The sequence below is a fragment of the Hoeflea sp. YIM 152468 genome (assembly GCF_029210485.1).
In the GTDB taxonomy this organism is placed as follows: Bacteria; Pseudomonadota; Alphaproteobacteria; order Rhizobiales; family Rhizobiaceae; genus Hoeflea.
The window spans coordinates 127,737-148,778 of sequence record NZ_JARGET010000016.1 but is presented as its reverse complement, the minus strand read 5'-3'; the positions used below and the strand labels follow the sequence as shown (position 1 = coordinate 148,778).

Here is a 21,042-nt window from a genome sequence, read left to right as displayed (position 1 = left end):
CCGGAAGACATCTTTGTGCTGTTCCGAAGGAGTCTTTCACCGCGCCGACGCGCGGTGGCTGGCCCCCGGATCGGGGTCCGGGGTGACGGGGTTGAGGGATTGCGCAACAATCGACTCCTCAGGGCGCGGTCTTGCAGCCCATTTGCCGCATGCTTCGGCAAACCCCGAAAGGCCTTCCTCCCGGCTGGTCCAACACGTTCGCGAACCATCCGGCAGCGGAAGTGCAAAGTGTGTGGCACGGGCTTGGAATGTGGGGATGAAATCGCGGGAAATATTCCTGATTGTATGCGTGAGGTACCAGAATCCTAAGGGCATGATCCGGCGGCGTGACAGGCCGTCAGCTACGTTACCGAGCGCTGTTAATTTGTACGATGTGGAGGCGAATCCTCGCGGCGTTTTGGGGGCCATTCTGGCGGAGGGCGCCTGCCCGGATCGCCATCCCCAAATAGGAATAACCGAGGGGCTTCACCCCTAGCCAAAGATGGATTCAATTTGCTAATTGCTGCGGCCAATTGGTTAGAAAAACGAGCGGCGCGGTTCGAAAGTTCGCGCAGCTTTGTTGCCGGAATTGGGGCATTGTTGCTTTTCTGAAAAAAGCATGCGGCTTGAGGTTCCCAACTAACAGTCTGATCCCACTTAACGCTCCATAGCCCGTGGATGATATGGTTCCTATCTTCTATTAATCCGCTATTATCGATGCATAATTTTTTTATGGCCGTATTCGCCGTATTCGGATTTTTTTGACACAGCTTTCTCAGCGCGCTCAATCTTGGTCCTGTAGTGGTCGTTTCCATAAGTGAATGGATGTGAGCAAATTCTGTTTTGGTAACAAGGCTGATGCCAGTTAGCAAGATCCAATCAATCTGAGACCAGATGGCGGTAAACGTCCCCAACTCAAGCAACTCATCATTGCTAAGAGGAATAAGATAATTTGGAGGGGTCGGAAAATCTCGCGGTAAAACACGTTCTGACATGGGGTCCCCAAATACTACCCGTACTGACAACGCCTCATAAACCTGAACGGGAAACGGAGACGGAGTCAAGCAGTTTTTAAGATTAATCAGGTTTCTCTTTCCGGCAATGCATGAAGCGCGGAGCTTGCTACTTAGGCGTGAAGAGTTACACCAAACCGCCGATAGGTGAGTAGTTTTCCGCGAATTGCTTCCAGCAATATGTCGGCGTGGTCTACATCAGACACCGCAATCGCTACACGGCGGTTTTTTTTGAATCACATGCAACCAGATCGCTGTGCAAATGAGCTTCGCCACAATGCTGATAGATGCCGCTCATGCCGCGCCTGAAGATTTTGAAGACGTTTTCCATCGTTGTGGAGTGGGTGACAAGGCCATCTTCGCGGGGCGTGGGTTTCCTGGGGCAACGCCCGCATTGTCCTTGCCGGATTGGGATTTCGCCCGATGCGGCGCGCCCCAAATGCCACGGGCAAAGAGCGCAACCGGGCGGATGAGGCCCGGTCGGGCTCGAGGCTTGTTCGCTATGCCTTGACCGGCAGGGTGCAAAGCGGCTGGCTCCGGCGTCGCGGCGCGAGAGCGGAAATGACTCCCGCCCGAGTTGCCAATTGGAGACTATCGTGCCATTCAGCGACAACCTATACCAAATGGCTGCAATGATTTAGCGAGTAAGATTATGAAGCCAAGAAAGATCCGTGAAGCGATCCTTTGGCTGGCTGCAAGAAAGCGGCGCACCAAGCAGGCCATACTCGTCATAACTGATACTGCGCTGTTTTCCGTGGCTGTCTGGCTCGGTTACTCGATCCGTTACAGTGTCGCCTACCAGCCCGATTTCATTCAGACACTGCTGATCTGTGCCGGACCGGCCATCGGCGTGACGGTGATGTACGGTTTCGGGCTGTATCGCTCAGTCACCCGCTATGTTGGCGAGCAGGCTCTGTGGACCATCTTCAAGGCTGTCGGGCTGACGGCGGTTCTGTGGGCGCTGGTGGCGCTGATCGTGCGTGTGCAGGGCTATACGGTGGTGCCCCGGACTGTGCTGGTTTTATTCTGGCTGCTCTCGCTGCTGCTGATTGCCGGCTTCCGCTACACCTTGCGGTGGCTCATTCACGAATTTACCCACAACCCGATGCCGCGCAGAAAGATCCTGATCTATGGCGGTGACGATGCGGGCCGGCAGATCGCCGCCACCCTGAAACACAGCAATCACCGGATGGTGATCTTTCAGGTCGATGACGACCCGACCCTGTGGGGGGCAACGATCGGCGGAATCAAGATCAGTGCCCCGGCCGAAGTCGAAAGCCTGATCGAACGGCATGGCATCAGCGAGGCGATCGTGACCATGCGGCGCGCCAACATTTCGCGCCGCGCCGAGGTGGTCGCCCAACTCAGCGGTTTTGGCTTGCGGGTCCGCATCCTGCCTGCTTTTGCCGATATCGTCGATGGCAAACACACCGTCGACCTCATTCGCGACGTCGAGATCGGAGATCTGCTTGGCCGTGACGCCGTGCCGCCGGAACCCGGCCTGATGGAAGTCAACACCCGCGGCAAGTCGGTCCTGGTCACCGGCGCCGGAGGCTCGATCGGGTCCGAACTGTGCCGGCAACTCAGCACGGTCGGAGTGGCGCGGCTGGTGATGATGGATTCGAGCGAACTGGCCCTCTACCAGATCGACAAGGAGCTTGCCAAACAGGCCGGGCTGGAAACCGTCACGGTGCTGGGCTCGGTCCATGACGCCGCCCTGATGCGCGCTGTCATGAGCGACAATCAGGTCAATACGGTGTTCCATGCGGCAGCCTACAAGCATGTCCCGCTGGTCGAGGCCAACCCGTTTGAAGGCATCAGGAACAACACTTTCGGCACCTTCGCCGTGGCGTCGGCCGCCTTCGAGAGCAACGTCGAGGTTTTCGTGCTGATCTCGACGGACAAGGCGGTTCGGCCCTCCAGCGTGATGGGGGCGTCCAAACGCCTGGCCGAGCTGATTGTTCAGCATTTCGCCGAGAAGGCGGCGCAGGACAGGACCGGACAGGTTTTCTGCGCCGTCCGCTTTGGCAATGTCATCGGCTCCAGCGGCTCGGTGATTCCGCTGTTTAAGGAACAGATCCGCAATGGCGGGCCGGTGACCGTGACCCACGCTGAAACCTCCCGCTATTTCATGTCCATCGAGGAGGCGGCCCAACTGGTGATTCAGGCCGGAAGCCTTGCCCGCAGGAATGATGAAACCGGCAAGTTTCCGGGACGGATCTTCCTGCTCGATATGGGGCAGGCTGTGCGGATCATGGATCTGGCGGTCAAGATGATTCAGCTGTCGAATCTGACGCTGTGCGATGACAGCAATCCGAACGGCGACATAGCCATCGAGGAAATCGGCCTGCGTCCGGGTGAAAAGCTGCATGAGGAGCTGTATTTTTCTGTCGAGGCCGCGTGCCCGACGTCGCATCAGAAGATTTCGGTTGCCGCCGAATCCGCTCCCGATGGGCTGGACATTGACAAGATGTACAAGGAATTGCAGCAGTTGAGCGCCCGCAAAGATCATGCCGGGCTCATGGCGCTCTTGCGCCGGGTGGCGGGAATGGGCCTGCCGGCGGATTGACCCGCCGGCTGTTGTTTCGGGTCTTCAGGGGTGCGACATCACATGCGTCAGGGTGCATCTTCGAGAGCCGGCTTCGCGCCTTGCCTGACCGAAAAGCGTGCGGGCCGGCAAGGGCTGGCCGGCGGCCGCGGCTGGAAGGGCGGCCCGGGCGTTGCCTGCGCTGAGCCGCATCCGGCAGCCCCGCGGCGCGCGCAAACCTGGCGGCCTGCAGCATGGTCTGCCCGGTTGCCTGCCCTGTGGCCTGTGACGGCGCCTGTAACGCGGCCTGTGACGCGGCCTGTGACGGGGTCTGGAGCGTGACTGGCAGCGTGACCCGGTCCCGCCGCCGCGTCGAGCCGCTGACCCTGCTCATCGGTGTCTCCATGACCATCGGCTATGGCACGCTGTATTATCCCTTTGCCATCCTCGGCCCCGAGATCGCCCGGGCACAGGGCTGGAGCAACAGCTTTGTCTTCGGGGTGTTCTCGGTGGCCTTGCTCACCAGCGCGGTGACCGCGTCGATGGTGGGCCGGGCGATGGATCGCTTTGGCGCGCGTCCGGTGATGGTTGCCGGGTCCTGCCTGGCGGCGCTGACGCTGTTCAACCTGTCGCTGGTTCAGTCCATGGCCGGCTTTGCCATCGCCATGCTGGCGATCGAAGTCTCCGCCCGCATGGTGCAGTACGAAACAGGCTTTGCGGCGCTGACCGCCATTCATGGCCGCTCCGCGCGCCGCCCCATTGCCCACATCACCCTGGTGGCGGGCTTTGCCTCGACCGTGTTCTGGCCGTTGATCCATTGGCTGCTCGGTTTCATGGACTGGCGCGGGGTCCTGCTGATTCTGGCCGCGATCAATCTGCTGGTTGCGCTGCCGATTCACGCGCTGATCCCGCCCGGGCCGTCGCGGCGGCGCGCCCCGGTCTCCGGCGCGGAGCCCGGACCGGAGGACGGGGCCGTGCTCGCCTATCAGGCAAACCGCGATCCGGGCCTGTTGACGCCCGCTGGCCGCATGCCGGCCTTCCTTCTTCTGTCGATCGCCTTTGCCGGCGGCAGTTTCCTGATGTCGGCCGTTCACACCTCGTTCTTCCTGCTTCTCGACGCCATGGGCCGCACCGCAGCCCTTGCGGCGCTGGCCGGCGCCATCATCGGCCCGATGCAGGTCGCCGCGCGGGTGATCGAGATGCTGACCGGCGAGCGTGTCGCCTCCTCGGTGGTCGGGCTGATTTCGTCTGCGACCTTGTTTTTGGGAATCGTCTTGCTGGCGGCAGGTCTGTGGGTTGACGGCGACCTTATCGTGATCGTGTTTGCGCTCAGCTTCGGCATCGGGCAGGGGTTGAATTTCATCGCCCGCGCGATTCTGCCCGCCCGCCTGTTCGGCACCGACGGCTATGGCGCCATGACCGGAAATCTCGCCACCATCCGCCTGTTTGCCATGGCCGGAGCACCGGTGTGCACGGCAATGACGCTTGCCCATTTCGGCATCGGCGCCACCTTCGTCCTGCTTGTGGTGATGGCCGTGATCAGCGTCGCCGCGTCATGGGCCTTGTGCCTGATCGAGACACGGGCAAACCGGGAAAGGCCGCTGATCCCGGCCGGCTGAGCGCGGGGGAACCTGTCCGATGCGGAAATGGTGACCGGCGGCTTACTTCAGGGCGCCGACAAGCAGTTCCGAGCCGTTCTCGATGGTGACCCAGCGGCCGGAATTGTTCGATGCCTGGCGCTTGAGGTAGCTGTAGGGCGTGTCGCGCCAGTTCTTGACCTCATCAACCAGATTGTCGAGCACGAAATCGCCTTGCGACGTTCTCAGGGTCAGCACCGCGTGGCCCTCGCCATCCGGCTTGCGCACCACCGTGATCAGTGCGTCGGCGGCCGAAAAGCCGCGCTCGATCAGCATGCGGCGTTTGAGCAGGACGTAATCCTCGCAATCCCCGGCAACGTCCGGATAGGCCCAGACCTCTTCCTTGCCGTAGAGTTCGAGATCTGTTCGCGGCATCACCGAAAAGTTCACCGCCCGGTTGATCTCGCCGACAACCTCCCAGCCATGGTCCGTCACCTTCGGCGCTGCGCCGGAGCCATTAACGGCTTTGCACTCGGCGGCATACTGCTTGCAGAATTCGTAATGGCCGATGGGTTGGGATGTCAGCCGGCCGGTCTGCATCGACAGGCTCGATGCCATGCCGCCCGCAGGCAGCAGAAGCGACGCCACCAAGGCCAGTGCCAGTCGTTTTGTTCGCCCCGGTCCGCAAAACATTGCCGGTTTTCTCCACATCATGCCGTCTGAGATCGTTAACAAAGAGTTAAGATTGTCTGGCGTGAAGAGTCAATCGCGGCCCGCGGCGCTTCTGGCAACATGGTTACCAGACGCGGCGTTCGCAGCCCCGATGACCGGCGCTGGCGCGCTGGAGGTGACGCGGTCCGTGCCTTCAGGCCGCCGGCACGATGCCCCCCACCGCCGCCAGTATGCGAGCGATGTCCTCGTCGCGTGACAGCCGGTGGTCACCGTCGCGGATCAGGGTCATGGTGACGTTTTCCGAGGGCAGGTGCTCCATCAGCCGAAGCGCGTGCCGCCAGGGCACATCCGGGTCTGCCATGCCCTGGATGATATGGACCGGCGCCCCGGTGTCGATCAGGCCGTCCAGCACCCGGTTCTTGCGGCCGTCTTCGAACAGGGCCCGGGTGAACACGTTGGGATCCGGCCCGTACGGCGTAGGCTCTTCATAATAGCCGTGCTGCTCCAGCGCCTGGCGCTGCGCGTCGGTCAGCTCGGGCTCCATCAGTTCCAGTGTGAAGTCGGGAGCCGGTGCGATCAGCACCAGCCCGGCCACCCGGTCCGCCTGACCTGCCGCCCTGAGCTCCTGCACCAGTCTGAGCCCGATCCAGCCGCCCATCGACGAGCCGACCAGGATCTGCGGGCCGGTTGTGAAATGCGCGAACACGGCCAGACTTTCCTCCAGCCATCGCGAGATGGTGCCGTCACGAAAGCTGCCGCCGGAGGCGCCGTGGCCGGAATAGTCGAACCGCAGGCAGGCCTGCCCTGTGCGCCCGGCCTGCTGGCACAGCGCTTCGGCCTTGGACCCGGTCATGTCGGAGCGGTAGCCGCCGAGCCAGACAATGCCCGGCAGTGCCGCGCCGGCTTCGGTGGCTCTGCGCTGCAGCACGGCGATGGATCGCTGCTCCTGGCCCTGGCCCAGATCCAGCTTGCTGGCGTCCGCTTGTGTCATGTCGTCTGTACTCCGCTTTCCCTTTTCAGCTCTTCCTTACAAGATTCGCCGGCGCATTAACGTCTCTGTGGTGATTTTTTCGCAAAGCCGTGCTATTGACACCGGCCAGCCGATAACGACATTGCGCTCGAGACATAACGCTCGCAGGCCGCAACCGGCGGAATCGGACGAGTATAACAAGGAGACCAAAACCATTCGCAGACCATTCAGAGCGCCGCCAACAGCCAACGAAGGCCCCCGCGCAAACCAGAATATCCGGACCCCGACAGTCCAGCTCATTGACTCAGAAGGCGTGAACCACGGCGTTGTGCCGACCGAACAGGCCTTGGCCATGGCCGAAGAGATTGGCCTTGACCTGGTGGAAATCAATTCCGCCGGCGATGTGCCGGTGTGCAAAATCGTCGATCTGGGCAAGCTGAAATATGCGTCGCAGAAAAAAGCTTCCGAGGCGCGCAAGAAGCAGAAGACCGTCGAGGTCAAGGAAATCAAGATGCGCCCCAACATCGACACCCATGATTATGAGGTGAAGATGCGCGCCATGATCAGATTTTTCGACGATGGCGACAAGGTCAAGGTGACCTTGCGGTTCCGTGGCCGTGAAATGGCGCATATGGAACTGGGCATGAAATTGCTTCAGAAGGTCAAGGAAGACACCGTCGATATTGCCAAGGTGGAAGCCGAACCGAAGCTCGAGGGCCGTCAGATGATGATGGTCCTGGCACCAAAATAGAGATTTTGATCGCCTGAGGCAGGCGGCCCTGCGGATGCCGGGGCTGGTTTTTGCTTGTATCAGGCGGATTCATTCGAACACCCGTTGCGCTTTTGTCAGCCTCCGGCTATAAGGCGCGCGTTCAAACCGGCCGGCAGGGCATGCCGAGGCGGTTTCCAACGCTTGATGCAAAAGGGGACTTCGCCCTTCTGTATCTCACCCAACAAGAAGATGACTGTTGCGTCCAGGTGACGGTGACAGATCTGACAAGGAGTAGCGAAATGCCCAAGATGAAGACGAAAGCGTCTGCCAAGAAGCGGTTCAAGATCACGGCAACCGGCAAGGTTATGGCCGCCGCCGCCGGCAAACGCCATGGCATGATCAAACGGTCCAACAAGTTCATTCGCGACGCACGCGGCACCATGGTCCTTTCGGACCCTGACGCCAAGATCGTCAAGAAGTTCCTTCCCTACGGCACCTAAGCGCCAGGACCACAGAATTTAAGGAGATCATGATATGGCACGTGTAAAACGGGGCGTTACCGCCCATGCAAGGCACAAGAAGGTTCTGAAGAAAGCCAAGGGCTTTTACGGACGCCGCAAGAATACAATCCGCGCCGCCAAGGCTGCCGTCGACAAGTCGATGCAATATGCCTACCGCGACCGCAAGGTGCGCAAGCGCAATTTCCGCGCCCTGTGGATTCAGCGTATCAACGCTGCAGTGCGCGAGCACGGCCTGACCTATGGCCGCTTCATTGACGGCCTGACCAAGTCGGGCATCGAGGTTGACCGCAAGGTTCTTTCCGACATGGCGATCCATGATGCGGAAGCCTTTGGCGTGCTTGTCGCCGCTTCCAAGAAAGCGCTTGTCTACCTCAAGGATTCTACGCCGAACGAGTTTGAAAGCGCTGTCGCCTAAGCCAGCGTTTTCCCGAAGCAGAATTTGAATTCTGGGATCCCGCGCTGGCACGGCTGGCGCGGGATTCTTCGTTTCAGGATCAGGCAATCCCTGTTTCGGGAAAGTGCCAATTCGTTTAAGCACGGGCGAAACGCCCCGCCAGCTACGGACAGTAAAAGACCATGAGCCAGTACCAGACACTTGAAACTTCGATCATGGCCGAGATCCTAGCCAGCGCGGATGAGGCGGCTATCGAGGCTGTGCGGGTGGCAGCCCTTGGCAAGAAGGGCTCGGTTTCCGAACTGCTCAAGGGGCTGGGCAAGATGTCCGCCGAGGAGCGCCAGGAAGCCGGTCCGGCCATCAACGGGCTCAAGGCCCGCATTGCCGATGCCATCGCCGCGCGCAAGAGCCAGCTGCGCGATGCGGCGATTACCGAGCGGCTGGCGCGCGAAACGGTCGATGTCAGCCTGCCGGTCCGCTCGTCCCCGGCCGAGCGCGGCCGCATCCACCCGATCAGCCAGATCGTCGACGAGATCACCGCCATCTTTGCCGATATGGGCTTTGCCATTGCCGAAGGCCCGGACATCGAGACCGACCACTACAATTTCACCGCGCTGAATTTCCCCGATGGCCATCCGGCCCGGGAAATGCACGACACGTTCTTTCTTCAGCCCGACGAGAGCGGCGAGCGCAAGGTGCTGCGCACCCACACCTCGCCGGTGCAGATCCGCACCATGGAAGCCGAGTCTCCGCCGATCCGCATCGTCATTCCGGGCAAGACCTACCGCCAGGATTCCGACGCCACCCATTCGCCGATGTTCCATCAGGTCGAAGGGCTGGTGATCGACAAGACCGCAACCGTTGGCCATCTGCGCTGGGTGCTCGAGGAATTCTGCAAGAGCTTCTTCGAAGTCGACAGCGTCACCATGCGCTTCCGCCCGTCCTTCTTCCCGTTCACCGAGCCCTCCTTCGAGGTCGACATCCAGTGTGACCGCTCCTCCGGCCCGGTGGTCAAGTTCGGCGAGGGAAGCGACTGGATGGAGATCCTGGGGTGCGGCATGATGCACCCCAATGTGCTGCGCGCCGGCGGGCTCGATCCCGACGAGTATCAGGGCTTTGCCTGGGGCATGGGCCTCGACCGCATCGCCATGCTCAAATACGGCATGCCCGACCTGCGCGATTTCTTCAATGCCGATGTCCGCTGGACCAGCCACTACGGCTTCCGCCCCCTCGACATGCCGACATTGTTTGGTGGCTTGAGCGCCTAAGGAGACAGATCATGAAATTCACCCTCTCCTGGCTCAAGGATCACCTTGAAACCGATGCCACCCTGGACCAGATCTGCGAGCGCCTCACCGCCATCGGCCTCGAGGTCGAGGAGGTTGACGACAAGGCCGCCTACACCCCCTTCACCATCGCAAAGGTGATCTCAGCCGAACAGCACCCCAATGCCGACAAGCTGCGCGTGCTGATGGTCGACAAGGGCGTCGGCCCGCCGGTGCAGATCGTCTGCGGTGCGCCCAATGCCCGCGCCGGCCTGATCGGTGCGCTGGCCGAGCCGGGCACCTATGTCCCGGGCATCGATGTGACGCTTGCCGTCGGCAACATCCGCGGGGTCGAAAGCCACGGCATGATGTGCTCGGAAAGAGAGCTCGACATGTCCGACGAGCATGACGGCATCATCGACCTGCCCGAGGATGCGCCGGTCGGCACGCCGTTTGCGGCCTATGCCGGTCTCGATGATCCGGTTATCGAGATCAACCTGACCCCGAACCGCCCCGATTGCACCTCGATCTTCGGCATTGCCCGCGATCTGGCCGCCTCTGGTCTGGGCAGGCTGAAGCAGCCCCAAGCCCCGGACTTCAAGGTTGACGGCGAAACCACGCAGACCGTGAAAATCAGTCTCGACGACGACAGCCTGTGCCCCGGCTTTGCCTGGCGGCTGGTGCGCGGCGTCACCAACGGCCCGAGCCCGAAATGGATGCAGAAGCGCCTGCTCGCCATCGGCCTGCGCCCGATCTCGGCGCTGGTCGATATCACCAACTACATGACCTTCGATCAGGGCCGGCCGATACACGTCTTTGATGCCGACAAGGTCAAGGGCGACCTGGTGGTGCGCCGCGCCCGGGAGGGAGAGGAAATCCTCGCGCTCGATGAGCGCACCTACAAGCTCAATCCCGCCAATGTGGTCATCGCCGATGACAATGGGCCGGAATCGATCGGCGGCATCATGGGCGGGGAACAGTCCGGCTGTGACGAGACCACCACCAATGTGCTGATCGAATCGGCGCTGTGGGATCCGATCAACATCGCCAAGACCGGCCGCAGCCACGGCATCATCACCGATGCGCGCTACCGCTTCGAGCGCGGCGTCGATCCCGAATACATGGTTCCGGGTCTGGAGCGCACCACCGAACTGGTGCTCGAGATGTGCGGCGGCACCGCTGCCGAAGCCAGGATCGCCGGCTACAACGGCCATGCCAGGAAGGTGGTCGAGTTCCCCTTTGCCGAAGTCAAGCGCCTGACCGGCCTCACCGTCTCCAACGATGAATCGCGCGCCATTCTGTCCGGCCTCGGTTTTGACGTGTCGGGAACGGGGGAGACGGTCAAGGTGGCGGTTCCCTCCTGGCGGCCGGATATCGATGGCAAGGCCGATCTGGTCGAAGAGGTGATGCGCATTTTTGGCGTCGACAAGATCACACCCGAACCGCTTGCAAGCCACGGCGCAGTCAACGGCAGGATACTGACGACGATCCAGATCCGCAGCCGCGCTGCCAAGCGCGCCCTTGCCGCCCGCGGCATGATGGAAGCGGTGACCTGGTCGTTCATCTCGGCCGATCAGGCCAGGCTGTTCGGCGGCGGTTTGCGGGAGTTGCAACTGGTCAACCCGATCGCTGCCGACATGTCGGACATGCGCCCGTCGCTGCTGCCGGGCCTGCTTCTGGCGGCCCAGCGCAATGCCGACCGGGGGTTTGGCGATGTGGCGCTGTTCGAGGTCTCCGGCACCTATGAGAATGACCGGCCCGAAGGCCAGCGCCGTGTCGCCGGCGGCATCCGCCGCGGCACCGGACAGATGACCGGTTCCGGCCGGCACTGGGATGGAAATGCCGCCCCTGTCGGGGTGTTTGACGCCAAGGCCGACGCCCTTGCGGTGCTCGAAGCCTGCGGCGCTCCGGCCGATCGGCTGACTTTCGAGCGCGGTGCGCCGGGCTGGTACCATCCCGGCCGGTCCGGCCTGATCAAGCTCGGCCCGAAAACCGTGCTTGGCCATTTTGGCGAGTTTCACCCCAGCACGCTCGATGCGCTGGATGTCTCCGGTCCGCTCTGTGGCTTCGAAGTCTTTGTCGATGTGATTCCGGAATCCAAGCGCAAAGCCACACGCACCAAGCCGAGCCTCAATCTGTCGGCTTTCCAGGCCGTTCGCCGCGACTTTGCCTTTGTGGTTGATGCCGATGTACCTGCCGCCACGCTGCTGCGCGCCGCCCAGGGAGCCGACAAGCAACTGATTGCCGGCGTCAATGTCTTCGACCTGTTCGAAGGCCCGTCGCTGGGTGAAGGCAAGAAGTCGGTCGCCATCGAGATCACCATCCAGCCGCGTGAGCGCACGCTCAACGACGAGGATCTCGACAGACTGGCCAAGGCGGTCATCGCCAATGTCGAGAAAGCCTCGGGCGGCGTGCTCAGGGGCTGATCCCGGTCCGGAGCGGCCATCGAGCCGCTCCGCCTGCCAGCGAAGCTGCGGCTGGCTGTGCCTGCTTTCAGACACCGGCGTCTGCCGGTGCGCAACAAAAGCGACGGTCTGTCCGAACAAATGCGCTGCGGCTCTTGCCGAACCGGCGGTCGAGACTGCATGCTGCCTGGCAATCAGGCAGGGCGATGGAGCGTAGTGCGTAAAATGAACCTCATTCTCAATTCCGACAGCTACAAATACTCGCATTTCGCGCAATATCCGCCCGAAACCGAGGCGATTTCGGCCTATATCGAAACCCGTCCCGGCGGCAAATACGATCATGTGCTGTTCTTCGGCCTGCAGATGTTCCTCAAGGATTATCTCTCGCGCAAGGTCACCATGGCCGATGTCAATGAAGCCGAGGAGATGATCACCACCCACGGCCTGCCGTTCAACCGCCAGGGCTGGGAGCTTCTGGTGACCCGGCACGACGGCCATTTTCCGCTGCTGATCGAGGCGCTGCCCGAAGGCATGATCGCACCCACCGGCACGCCGCTGGTGCAGGTGCGCAACACCGATCCGGATTTCTTCTGGTTGCCGACCTTCATCGAGACCTCGCTTCTGCGCGCGGTCTGGTACCCCTCCACGGTCGCCACCGTGTCGCACGGCGCCCGGGCCATCATTGCGGCCTCGCTCGAGCGCACCTGCGATAGCCCGGACGAGGTGCTGCCGTTCCGGCTGCATGATTTTGGCGCCCGCGGCACCACGTCGCTGGAACAGGCGGGCATTGGCGGCGTCGCCCATCTGGTCAATTTCCTCGGCACCGACACGGTCAGTGCCCTGGTCTATGCCAGAAAATTCTATCACGAGCAGATGGCGGGATTCTCCATTCCCGCCGCCGAGCACTCGACCATGACCAGCTGGGGCGAGGACCGTGAGACCGAGGCCTACCGCAACATGCTCAGGCAGTTTTCCGGGCCGGGCAAACTGGTGGCCGTGGTCTCCGATTCCTATGATCTCTACCGCGCGGTCAAGAATATCTGGGGCGAGGAACTCAAGGCCGAGGTCGAGGCGTCGGGCGGCACCCTGGTGGTGCGGCCTGATTCGGGCGATGCCACGCGGGTGCCGGTCGACACGGTGCAGATGCTGGGCGAGATCTTCGGCTTTTCGCTCAACGCCAAGGGCTACAAGGTGCTCAATCCGGCGGTGCGGGTGATCCAGGGCGATGGCGTCACCACCGAAACCATACGCCTCATTCTTGGCCGACTGGAAGACAAGGGCTGGTCGGCCGAAAACATCGCCTTCGGCATGGGGGCGGGGCTGTTGCAGAAGGTCAACCGCGACACGTTGCGCTTTGCCATGAAAGCCAATGCCCGGCAGGATGCCGACGGCGCCTGGCACGGCATCAACAAGAACCCCAAGACCGATCCCGGCAAGGCCTCCAAGCGCTACCGTCAGGCGGTGGTGCGCGACAGGGACCGGCCGGTGGCCATGGCGCTCAAGGATATTGGCGAGCGCGAGAACCTGCTGCAGCCGGTCTGGCAGAACGGCGAACTGCTGGTCGACTGGACGCTGGCCGAAATCCGCGAAAGGGCTGCCGCGCGTGTAAGCCTGTGAGCTCTGCAGCACTTGCTTTTTTTCGCAAGAGGCAGCGACCGGCACCAGACAAGCGCCGCGCAGCGCAAGGGACGCGGCTGTCGCGGTGAATCAAGCCATGGACGTCATCGTCCAAATGACTACATTTGAACGCGGCCTGCCGCCGCCGGGCGGGCCGCACAGCCAGCTATTGGGAGAAAATCATGTTTCGATGGGGAATTCTGTCCACCGCCAAGATCGGCCGCGATTACGTTATCCCGCAATTGCAGGATTCCGAAAACGGCGTGGTCAGCGCCATCGCCAGCCGCGATCATGCCCGTGCCCGGGCTGTCTGCGACCGCTTCGGCGTGCCGCTGGCTTTCGGCTCCTATGACGAATTGCTGGCCTCGCCCGATGTTGACGGCGTCTACATCCCGCTGCCCACCTCGCAGCACATCGAATGGGCAATCAAGGCGGCACAGGCTGGAAAGCATGTGCTGGTCGAAAAACCGCTGTCGCTCAATGCCGGCGAGATCGCAGCGCTGATTGCAGCACGGGATGCGGCCGGGGTCGTGGTCAGCGAAGCCTTCATGGTCACCTACCATCCGCAATGGCACAAGGTCCGCGCGCTGATTGCCGAGGGAGCCATTGGCCGTCTGCGCCATGTCCAGGGTGCTTTCAGCTATTTCAACACCGATCCGTCCAACATGCGCAACAATGCCTCCCTCGGCGGCGGTGGATTGCCCGACATCGGCGTCTACCCGACTGTCGCAACCCGGTTCTCCACCGGCCAGGAGCCGCTTCGGGTGCAGGCCACCGTCGAGTTTGATCCGGATTTCGGCACCGACCGCTATGCCAGCATCAAGGCCGATTTCGGCGCTTTCGACTTGAGCTTCTATTGCTCCACCCAGATGGCGGCGCGTCAGGTGATGGTCTTCCATGGCGACACGGGCTACATCGAAGTCACCGCGCCTTTCAATTCCGGCGTTTACGATCACCCGACAGTGGTGCTCGAGCGGCAAGGTCATGACGAGGCGACGATCTTCCGCTTCGGCGAGGTGCGGCAGTACCGCCTGCAGGCCGAGGCCTTCGTCCGCAAGACCGGCGGCAGCGATGATGAGGTGTTCACGCTCGAACAGTCGGTGCTCAATCAGACATTCATCGATGCCATCTTCCGTGCCGCCAGGCACGACAGTTGGGAAAATGTGTAGAATTCGAAGATGATCCGGTTCTCGGCGACAGTCTACCGGCCCGGACCGAACACGAACCGGGAGTAGCCGAGGTAGGAAAAGACGGTGGCTGAGCCCGACCCGAGGATCAGGGCCACATAGGGCGAGATGTCAATCAGCGTGATCAGCAGGCTGTAGACGGCGTAGTTGATCAGCGCCGAGGCGACGCCGACGCTGCCATAGCGCGCCCCCTCAACCGCGACCCGGCGATGCGAGGCGCCGAAGGTGAAGGTCCGGTTGATCATGTAGGTGCACAGCATCGCTGATCCGATCGCCAGCACCCGCGCCGTATAGGGATCGAGCAGGTCGAAGTGCAGGAACACCCAGAGCACGGCCATGTCTGCTGCAAAGCCGATTGCCCCTGCGAACAGGAAGAAAGCGATTTTTCTCATCAAGCGCGTTTGCGGCTTTCCTGCTTGGCCGGGAGGGTCTCTGCCTGTTCCGATGGAAGCGGGGCCGGGCCGGCGTTGGAACGGATGCCGTCGCGGGTCGGTGCGATCGACATATAGTGGAAACGTTTCTGCTCGGCCCGTCCACGCGCCACCGAATCGAGGATCACGCCGGCCGAAAAAATCATCAGCGCCATCATCATCAGCGCCATGGCCAGCACCCATGTCGGCATCCGCGTCACCAGGCCGGTGAGGAAATACTCATTGAGCACCGGCGCCATGAACACCAGCGAGACCCCGAGCGTCAACCCGCTAAGATAGCAAAAAAACCGGAACGGCTGGGTTTCCTTCATCAGCATGGCGAACATCGAGAGGATTTTCGCCCCGTCCCTGAAGGTTGAAAGCTTGGAGTGCGACCCTTCGGGCCGGCGTCCGTAATCAAGCGCCAGTTCGGTGACCGGCAGCTTCAGCACCGAGGCATGCACGCTCATCTCGGTCTCGATTTCGAAACCGCCCGACATTGCCGGAAAGCTCTTGGCGAAGCGGCGGGAAAACGCCCGGTAGCCGGAAAAGATATCGGTGAAGTCTTTGCCGAAAATCGTTTTGTACAAGCTGTTGAACACGGAGTTGCCGAAGGCATGGCCACGCCGGCCCGCGTCATCGGTCACGCCGCGGCGGGTTCCGACAACCATGTCGCTGCCCTCGGTCAGCAGGGTCCGGATCAGGTCCGGGCCGTCAGCAGGCGCATAGGTGCCATCGCCATCGGCCATCAGGTAGATGTCTGCGTCAATGTCGGAAAACATCCGCCGCACCACGTGGCCTTTGCCCTGGCGCGGTTCCCGCACCACAATCGCCCCGGCCAGCGCCGCGCGAAGCGCCGTCTGGTCTTTCGAATTGTTGTCGTAGACGTAGATTCTGGCGCTGGGGAGTGCAGCGCGAAAACCGGCCACGACCTCGCCGATGGTCGCCGCTTCATTGTAACACGGAAGGAGCACAGCGATGTCGAGGCTTTCAAACAAACCGTCGGTCATGGGAAACCCCGTTGATGGCGGGCGCAGTTTGCCCGGGCTTTACTATTTCTTGATAAGGTTAAGGCTAGGTTGAACCCAAGCGTAAAAAGTGTGCCTTGGAGTTCCCAGTGACCAAGTTCAGTCCGGCCATCGCCAAAGCCAGTCTTCAGGCGTCGGAGCGGTGCAATCCACCGGCGAGGGTGAGCCCGCTGGCGCCGCTTCACCTCCCGGTGATGCTGGTTTTTCTGGTCTATGCCGGACTGACAGCCGGGATACATTTCAGCTTCTATGCCGATTATGTCGGGGCCGATAATGACGATGTCATGCGGCTGGTCGAGGTGAGGGATCTGCTTGCCGGCCAGGGCTGGTTTGATCTGACCCAGTACCGGCTGGGGCTGGACGGCGGGACGCTGATGCACTGGTCGAGATTGATCGACCTGCCGATTGCCAACCTGATCATGCTGTTTTCGCTGTTTCTCCCCCCCGTCATGGCGGAAGCGTCAGCCCTGTTCGTCTGGCCGTTGCTGACTGCGCTGCCGGTGTTTTATGCCGTGGCGCTGGGCGGCGGCAGTCTTGCAGGCCCGTCCGGACGCCTGATCGGATTGGCGCTCGGGTTCCTTTCGGTTCTGATGATAAACCGGTTCCAGCCGGGATCGATCGACCATCACAATGTCCAGCTTGGATTGATCGCGATCATCGCCGTCTGCCTGATGCTGCCGGGAAGACCGGTGCTTGCCCATGCCATTGCCGGCCTGGCCTCGGCTCTGGCAATTGCCATCGGCGCCGAGACCACGCCGCATATCGCCGTCGTTGCCAGCATCGTTGCGGTCCAGTGGCTTTGGCTCGGCCAGGACATGAAGGCAGCCGCGTCAGCCTTTGCACTTGCCATGGCAGCGAGCCTGACGGCCGTTTTCTTCATAACCGTCCCGCCGCAGCGCTATGGCTTTGTCGCCTGCGATGCGCTTTCAACCGGGTTCTATTCCATCGGTGTGATCGGCGCGGGAAGCTTTTATCTGGCGGTCGAGGCGGCTTCGCGCCGGGGTCTTGGCACCCGGCTTGCAGCGCTGGCACTGGTTGGCGCTGCAACCCTTGGCGCCACGCTGCTGATCGCGCCGCAGTGTCTTGGCAATCCGCTGGCCAATCTTGACCCGCTGCTGGTCAGCATGTGGCTCGACAGCGTGACCGAGGCGCAGCCGGTATGGGCGCAAATCAGCAAGGAACCGTGGACTGCAGGCGGGTTCTACCTGGTGCCGGTGCTGGCCATGGGCCTTTGCATCTGGCGCATCCACCAGCGCCGCCAGGTTCACGCCCATGGCGTCTTGCTGGCACTGCTGGCTGTCTCCTGGGCCATTGCGCTCGTGCAGATCAGGGGGGCTGTTTTTGCCAACCTGCTCTCGGTTATCCCGATGGCGGGATTGGTGGCCGACCTGCGGGCGCGCGCCAATGCCGATCCGAAGAACCTGCGAAAGGGCCTGGTCTTTGCTGGATCGGCCCTGGCTTCGGTGCCTTTCGTCTGGGCCTTGTCAGGCATCGGGATCTCCATGGCTGTCAACGCCGTGTTTGGCGAGGCGGCGGACAAGTTGCCGGTGCAGGTGGAAACCGTCTGCACCGATGCCGCCGCCATGCAGGCCCTGAGCCGTGAGCCCGCAGGCGTGGTCGCCGGACCATCAAACCTGGGAGCGCATATCCTGCGCTTCACCCCCCATCGCGTTCTGGCTGCGCCCTACCACCGCAACCAGGGCGGCATGCTGACCGAGCTGCATGCAGCACTCGCCAGACCCGCCGATGCGGTCAAGTTTCTGCGCGGCGCCGGTGTGACCCTGGTGGCGTTCTGCTCCACGGATCCGCAATCCGTCATGGTTTCGGCGGCTGCGCCCGAGGGTTTGTATGCGCAATTGGACAAGGGCAGGGTGCCCGCCTGGCTCACGCCTGTCGCGGGGACCGAGGCCGCGGCGTTGCAACTGTTTCGCCTTCACCCCTGAGCACCGGTCGCCGGGTGCTGCATGCGGGCGGTTTGCTTCATCGCCCGCCCGCGCTAATCTGCCCGAGGTGATTTGCGGGCAAGAGCTTTGCAGCACCGTGGAGATTGCGCCAGATGCTGAGCCTCAGCCGCCTCTATGCCCGTGCACGTCAAGTCGCGATGGTTGCCGTGATTGCAGCCTCGACCCATGCCGGTGTCTCCGGCCCGGCGTCAGCGGGCGAGTCCGCCAAGCAGATCTTCGGTGCGGCGGAGCTGCCCGCCGTGCTTCCCGCCCGCGCCATCGGGTTTTACTCCAAGGGCTGTCTTGCCGGCGGCATGGCGATTGCGGCTGATGGGCCGACCTGGCAGGCCATGCGGCTGTCGCGCAACCGCCGCTGGGGGCATCCCGATCTGGTTGCGCTGGTGCAAAAACTGTCGCGCGAGGCCGCCGCGCAGGATGGCTGGCCCGGGCTTCTGGTCGGCGACATCTCGCAGCCGCGCGGGGGACCGATGCTGTCGGGCCATGCTTCGCATCAGGTCGGGCTCGACGCCGATGTCTGGCTGACGCCGATGCCGGGCCGGACCCTGTCGGTTGCGGAGCGCGAGACCCTGTCGGCAACCTCCATGCTCAGGAAGGACACGCTTTTTGTCGATGACAGCATCTGGACCCCGGCGCATGCCCGGCTGTTGATGCGGGCGGCAAGCTATCCTGAAGTCGAGCGCATTTTCATCCATCCCGGCATCAAGAAAAAGCTATGCGACACCTGGAAGGGGGATCGCTCGGCAATGGGCAAGCTGCGTCCCTATTACGGTCACCACTACCATTTCCACATCCGCATCAAATGTCCGCCGGGCGTCAGCGGCTGCAAGGATCAGACTCCGCCCCCGTCCGGATCGGGCTGCGACGGATCGCTGGCCTGGTGGTTCACCGATGAACCCTGGGCGCCGGCCAAGCCAAAAAAGGATGACAAGCCCGCTCCCAAGAAGCGCGACATCCAGCTCTCGGACCTTCCTTCGGCGTGCACAGCCGTTGTCCGCGCCCCCGGGCCGGCTTCCGAGGCGGAGGTCACCCTGGGTGCAGATCCGATCGCCCGCATCGCCAGAGCCAACGCCAAAGCCGCCAGCGCCGCAGCCTTGCCGGGTCCGCCGCCACCTGGAAACATTCCATTGCCGGTGCCGCGTCCCGCCAACTGAACCCGGCTCGCGGCCCTGTCACTGAAACTTCATGTCTGAAGGCTTTTGTTTGTCAGGCCAACACGGTATAGAGGGACGGTTCAAATCGATTGAAATGGAAGTACGGACGACAGAACCGGGTTCCAGCAGTGAATGGACCGCCATGACTGACCCTAAAGCCATTGCCCTGATTGCGCATGATCAGAAAAAGGACGATCTGGCCGAATTTGCCAGGTCGCATCAGCCTGCCTTGTCGCGGTTTCCAATTGTCGCCACCGGAACGACAGGCGAACGCATCACCGCGGCGTGCCCCGGGCTCGAAGTCAGGCGGCTCAAGAGCGGCCCGCTGGGGGGCGACCAGCAGATCGGCGCGCTGATCGCCACCGGCGATATCAGCCTTGTCATCTTTTTCGTCGATCCGCTGACGGCCATGCCGCATGACGTCGACGTCAAGGCGCTGATGCGGCTTGCCATCGTCTATGATATTCCTATGGCGCTCAATCGCGCTACCGCTGAAACCCTGCTCAAAGCGGTCAGCTAGACAGCGGTGTTCACCCGGCGCTCGTTTGCGGCGCCGCAACCAGGCCAAGCCCGACGGGAACCAGAGCATGCCCACCCACAATGACCCCGACACCTTTACCTTCTTTCCTGTGCTGATTGGTGACATCGGCGGCACCAATGCGCGCTTTGCCATCTTGCTCGATGCCTATGCCGAGCCCAAGGAGTTTCCGATCCTGGCAACGGCCGATTTCGCCACCATCGACGAGGCGATCCAGAGCGGCGTGCTGGACAAGACCTCGTTGCAGCCCCGCTCGGCCATTCTCGCGGTGGCAGGCCCGATCAAGGGCGACGAGATTCATCTGACCAATTGCGACTGGGTGATCCAGCCGAAGGGAATGATTCGCGATCTCGGTTTCGAGCATGTCGAGGTCATCAATGATTTCGAAGCCCAGGGCCTGGCTGCCGCCTCGCTCGAGCCCGAATATCTGGAAAAAGTCGGCCCGGGGGAAACCCATCCGTCGCTGTCCCGTGTCGTGGTCGGGCCCGGCACCGGTCTTGGTGTGTCCGGTCTTGTGCATGCGCGTCACACCTGGTTTCCGGTTCCCGGCGAGGGCGGCCATATCGACATCGGACCGCGCACCGCTCGCGATTACGAACTTTTTCCGCTCTACGAGCCGATCGAGGGCCGCATATCTGCCGAGCAAGTGCTGTGCGGACGCGGCATGATGAATATCTACCACGCGGTCAGCAAGGCCAACGGCACCGAACCGGTCGCGGCAAATCCGGCGGAAGTGACGGCGCTCTGGTCGCAGGGCCGGGATTCCGCCGCCGTGGAGACAATCGAGCTGTTTGCCACCTATCTCGGGCGCGTCGCGGGCGATCTGGCGCTGATCTTCATGGCCCGTGGCGGTGTTTTCCTGGCCGGCGGGATCGCCCAGAAAATCCTTCCGGCACTGCGGCAGCCGCATTTCCGGGCGGCCTTTGAGGACAAGGCGCCGCATTCCGAGCTGCTCGGGACGATCCCGACATTCGTCATTACCCATCCGCTGGCGGCGCTTTCGGGGCTTGCCGCCTATGCCCGCACGCCGATCCGTTTCGGGGTTGCGACAGAAGGCCGGCGCTGGAAAGCGTAGGCAAACAGCTTTCAACCCGCTATAGAGCGCCCAGCAA

Annotated in this window: 18 protein-coding genes; 13 read left to right on the top strand and 5 right to left on the bottom strand. The window is 62.2% G+C overall.

Going from position 1 to position 21,042, the window contains the following annotated elements:
* Positions 1–359: 359 nt before the first annotated feature.
* Positions 360–974 carry a hypothetical protein gene (locus PZ897_RS09510; RefSeq protein WP_275751965.1) on the bottom strand — a complete coding sequence of 205 codons (615 nt, stop codon included), beginning with the start codon at positions 972–974 and terminating at the stop codon, positions 360–362.
* A gap of 670 nt (positions 975–1,644) precedes the next feature.
* Between PZ897_RS09510 and PZ897_RS09505 the strand changes: the two genes are divergently transcribed.
* Both PZ897_RS09505 and PZ897_RS09500 read left to right on the top strand, forming a co-directional pair.
* Positions 1,645–3,561, top strand: coding sequence for a nucleoside-diphosphate sugar epimerase/dehydratase (locus PZ897_RS09505; protein WP_275751964.1), 1,917 nt, complete (start codon positions 1,645–1,647; stop codon positions 3,559–3,561).
* A gap of 296 nt (positions 3,562–3,857) precedes the next feature.
* On the top strand, positions 3,858–5,138 hold the full coding sequence (locus tag PZ897_RS09500) for an MFS transporter (RefSeq protein WP_275751963.1): 1,281 nt from the start codon (positions 3,858–3,860) through the stop codon (positions 5,136–5,138).
* A gap of 42 nt (positions 5,139–5,180) precedes the next feature.
* On the opposite strand, the gene PZ897_RS09495 is transcribed toward PZ897_RS09500, so the two are convergent.
* Positions 5,181–5,714, bottom strand: a complete 534-nt coding sequence (locus PZ897_RS09495; protein ID WP_275751983.1) for a transglutaminase-like cysteine peptidase — start codon at positions 5,712–5,714, stop codon at positions 5,181–5,183.
* Positions 5,715–5,961: 247 nt separating this feature from the next.
* Positions 5,962–6,759 carry an alpha/beta hydrolase gene (locus PZ897_RS09490; protein WP_275751961.1) on the bottom strand — a complete coding sequence of 266 codons (798 nt, stop codon included), beginning with the start codon at positions 6,757–6,759 and terminating at the stop codon, positions 5,962–5,964.
* A gap of 193 nt (positions 6,760–6,952) precedes the next feature.
* On the opposite strand from PZ897_RS09490, the gene infC reads away from it, so the two are divergent.
* From infC to PZ897_RS09455, 7 genes are all read left to right on the top strand, one after another.
* Positions 6,953–7,489 carry a translation initiation factor IF-3 gene (gene infC / locus PZ897_RS09485; protein ID WP_275751981.1) on the top strand — a complete coding sequence of 179 codons (537 nt, stop codon included), beginning with the start codon at positions 6,953–6,955 and terminating at the stop codon, positions 7,487–7,489.
* Positions 7,490–7,749: 260 nt separating this feature from the next.
* Complete coding sequence (gene rpmI / locus PZ897_RS09480) at positions 7,750–7,950, top strand: 50S ribosomal protein L35 (protein WP_275751959.1); 201 nt, start codon at positions 7,750–7,752, stop codon at positions 7,948–7,950.
* 34 nt (positions 7,951–7,984) lie between these two features.
* Positions 7,985–8,386, top strand: a complete 402-nt coding sequence (gene rplT, locus PZ897_RS09475; RefSeq protein ID WP_275751957.1) for a 50S ribosomal protein L20 — start codon at positions 7,985–7,987, stop codon at positions 8,384–8,386.
* Between the two features lie 161 nt (positions 8,387–8,547).
* Complete coding sequence (gene pheS, locus PZ897_RS09470; protein ID WP_275751955.1) at positions 8,548–9,633, top strand: phenylalanine--tRNA ligase subunit alpha; 1,086 nt, start codon at positions 8,548–8,550, stop codon at positions 9,631–9,633.
* 11 nt (positions 9,634–9,644) lie between these two features.
* Complete coding sequence (pheT, locus tag PZ897_RS09465) at positions 9,645–12,056, top strand: phenylalanine--tRNA ligase subunit beta (RefSeq protein WP_275751953.1); 2,412 nt, start codon at positions 9,645–9,647, stop codon at positions 12,054–12,056.
* A gap of 204 nt (positions 12,057–12,260) precedes the next feature.
* A complete protein-coding gene (locus PZ897_RS09460; protein WP_275751951.1) occupies positions 12,261–13,652 on the top strand; it encodes a nicotinate phosphoribosyltransferase in 1,392 nt (463 codons plus the stop codon).
* Between the two features lie 182 nt (positions 13,653–13,834).
* Positions 13,835–14,821 carry a Gfo/Idh/MocA family oxidoreductase gene (locus PZ897_RS09455; protein ID WP_275751949.1) on the top strand — a complete coding sequence of 329 codons (987 nt, stop codon included), beginning with the start codon at positions 13,835–13,837 and terminating at the stop codon, positions 14,819–14,821.
* 32 nt (positions 14,822–14,853) lie between these two features.
* On the opposite strand, the gene PZ897_RS09450 is transcribed toward PZ897_RS09455, so the two are convergent.
* Both PZ897_RS09450 and PZ897_RS09445 read right to left on the bottom strand, forming a co-directional pair.
* Positions 14,854–15,231: a GtrA family protein gene (locus tag PZ897_RS09450; RefSeq protein ID WP_275751947.1), complete on the bottom strand. Its 378-nt coding sequence runs from the start codon at positions 15,229–15,231 to the stop codon at positions 14,854–14,856.
* On the bottom strand, positions 15,231–16,259 hold the full coding sequence (locus PZ897_RS09445; RefSeq protein WP_275751946.1) for a glycosyltransferase: 1,029 nt from the start codon (positions 16,257–16,259) through the stop codon (positions 15,231–15,233). Before PZ897_RS09445 ends, PZ897_RS09450 begins: the two co-directional genes overlap by 1 nt.
* Before the next feature lie 107 nt (positions 16,260–16,366).
* Between PZ897_RS09445 and PZ897_RS09440 the strand changes: the two genes are divergently transcribed.
* The 4 genes from PZ897_RS09440 (at position 16,367) to PZ897_RS09425 (ending at position 21,005) form a co-directional block, all read left to right on the top strand.
* Positions 16,367–18,220 carry a hypothetical protein gene (locus PZ897_RS09440; RefSeq protein WP_275751943.1) on the top strand — a complete coding sequence of 618 codons (1,854 nt, stop codon included), beginning with the start codon at positions 16,367–16,369 and terminating at the stop codon, positions 18,218–18,220.
* Positions 18,221–18,378: 158 nt separating this feature from the next.
* Entirely contained in the window at positions 18,379–19,392 is a 1,014-nt protein-coding gene (gene mepA, locus PZ897_RS09435; protein WP_275751979.1) for a penicillin-insensitive murein endopeptidase, read from the top strand.
* A 142-nt stretch (positions 19,393–19,534) separates the two neighbouring features.
* Positions 19,535–19,912 carry a methylglyoxal synthase gene (locus PZ897_RS09430; RefSeq protein WP_275751942.1) on the top strand — a complete coding sequence of 126 codons (378 nt, stop codon included), beginning with the start codon at positions 19,535–19,537 and terminating at the stop codon, positions 19,910–19,912.
* Between the two features lie 67 nt (positions 19,913–19,979).
* Complete coding sequence (locus tag PZ897_RS09425) at positions 19,980–21,005, top strand: glucokinase (protein WP_275751940.1); 1,026 nt, start codon at positions 19,980–19,982, stop codon at positions 21,003–21,005.
* Positions 21,006–21,042: the final 37 nt, after the last annotated feature.

Bases quoted from the DNA above. Each gene is read 5' to 3' on its own strand.
- PZ897_RS09505 (WP_275751964.1), top strand. From the start codon at position 1,645: ATGAAGCCAAGAAAGATCCGTGAAGCGATCCTTTGGCTGGCTGCAAGA.
- pheS (WP_275751955.1), top strand. From the start codon at position 8,548: ATGAGCCAGTACCAGACACTTGAAACTTCGATCATGGCCGAGATCCTA.
- PZ897_RS09450 (WP_275751947.1), bottom strand. From the start codon at position 15,231: ATGAGAAAAATCGCTTTCTTCCTGTTCGCAGGGGCAATCGGCTTTGCA.
- PZ897_RS09425 (WP_275751940.1), top strand. From the start codon at position 19,980: ATGCCCACCCACAATGACCCCGACACCTTTACCTTCTTTCCTGTGCTG.
- pheT (WP_275751953.1), top strand. From the start codon at position 9,645: ATGAAATTCACCCTCTCCTGGCTCAAGGATCACCTTGAAACCGATGCC.
- rpmI (WP_275751959.1), top strand. From the start codon at position 7,750: ATGCCCAAGATGAAGACGAAAGCGTCTGCCAAGAAGCGGTTCAAGATC.
- mepA (WP_275751979.1), top strand. From the start codon at position 18,379: ATGGTTGCCGTGATTGCAGCCTCGACCCATGCCGGTGTCTCCGGCCCG.
- PZ897_RS09430 (WP_275751942.1), top strand. From the start codon at position 19,535: ATGACTGACCCTAAAGCCATTGCCCTGATTGCGCATGATCAGAAAAAG.
- PZ897_RS09510 (WP_275751965.1), bottom strand. From the start codon at position 974: ATGTCAGAACGTGTTTTACCGCGAGATTTTCCGACCCCTCCAAATTAT.
- PZ897_RS09490 (WP_275751961.1), bottom strand. From the start codon at position 6,759: ATGACACAAGCGGACGCCAGCAAGCTGGATCTGGGCCAGGGCCAGGAG.
- PZ897_RS09445 (WP_275751946.1), bottom strand. From the start codon at position 16,259: ATGACCGACGGTTTGTTTGAAAGCCTCGACATCGCTGTGCTCCTTCCG.
- rplT (WP_275751957.1), top strand. From the start codon at position 7,985: ATGGCACGTGTAAAACGGGGCGTTACCGCCCATGCAAGGCACAAGAAG.
- PZ897_RS09455 (WP_275751949.1), top strand. From the start codon at position 13,835: ATGTTTCGATGGGGAATTCTGTCCACCGCCAAGATCGGCCGCGATTAC.
- PZ897_RS09495 (WP_275751983.1), bottom strand. From the start codon at position 5,714: ATGGCATCGAGCCTGTCGATGCAGACCGGCCGGCTGACATCCCAACCC.
- PZ897_RS09460 (WP_275751951.1), top strand. From the start codon at position 12,261: ATGAACCTCATTCTCAATTCCGACAGCTACAAATACTCGCATTTCGCG.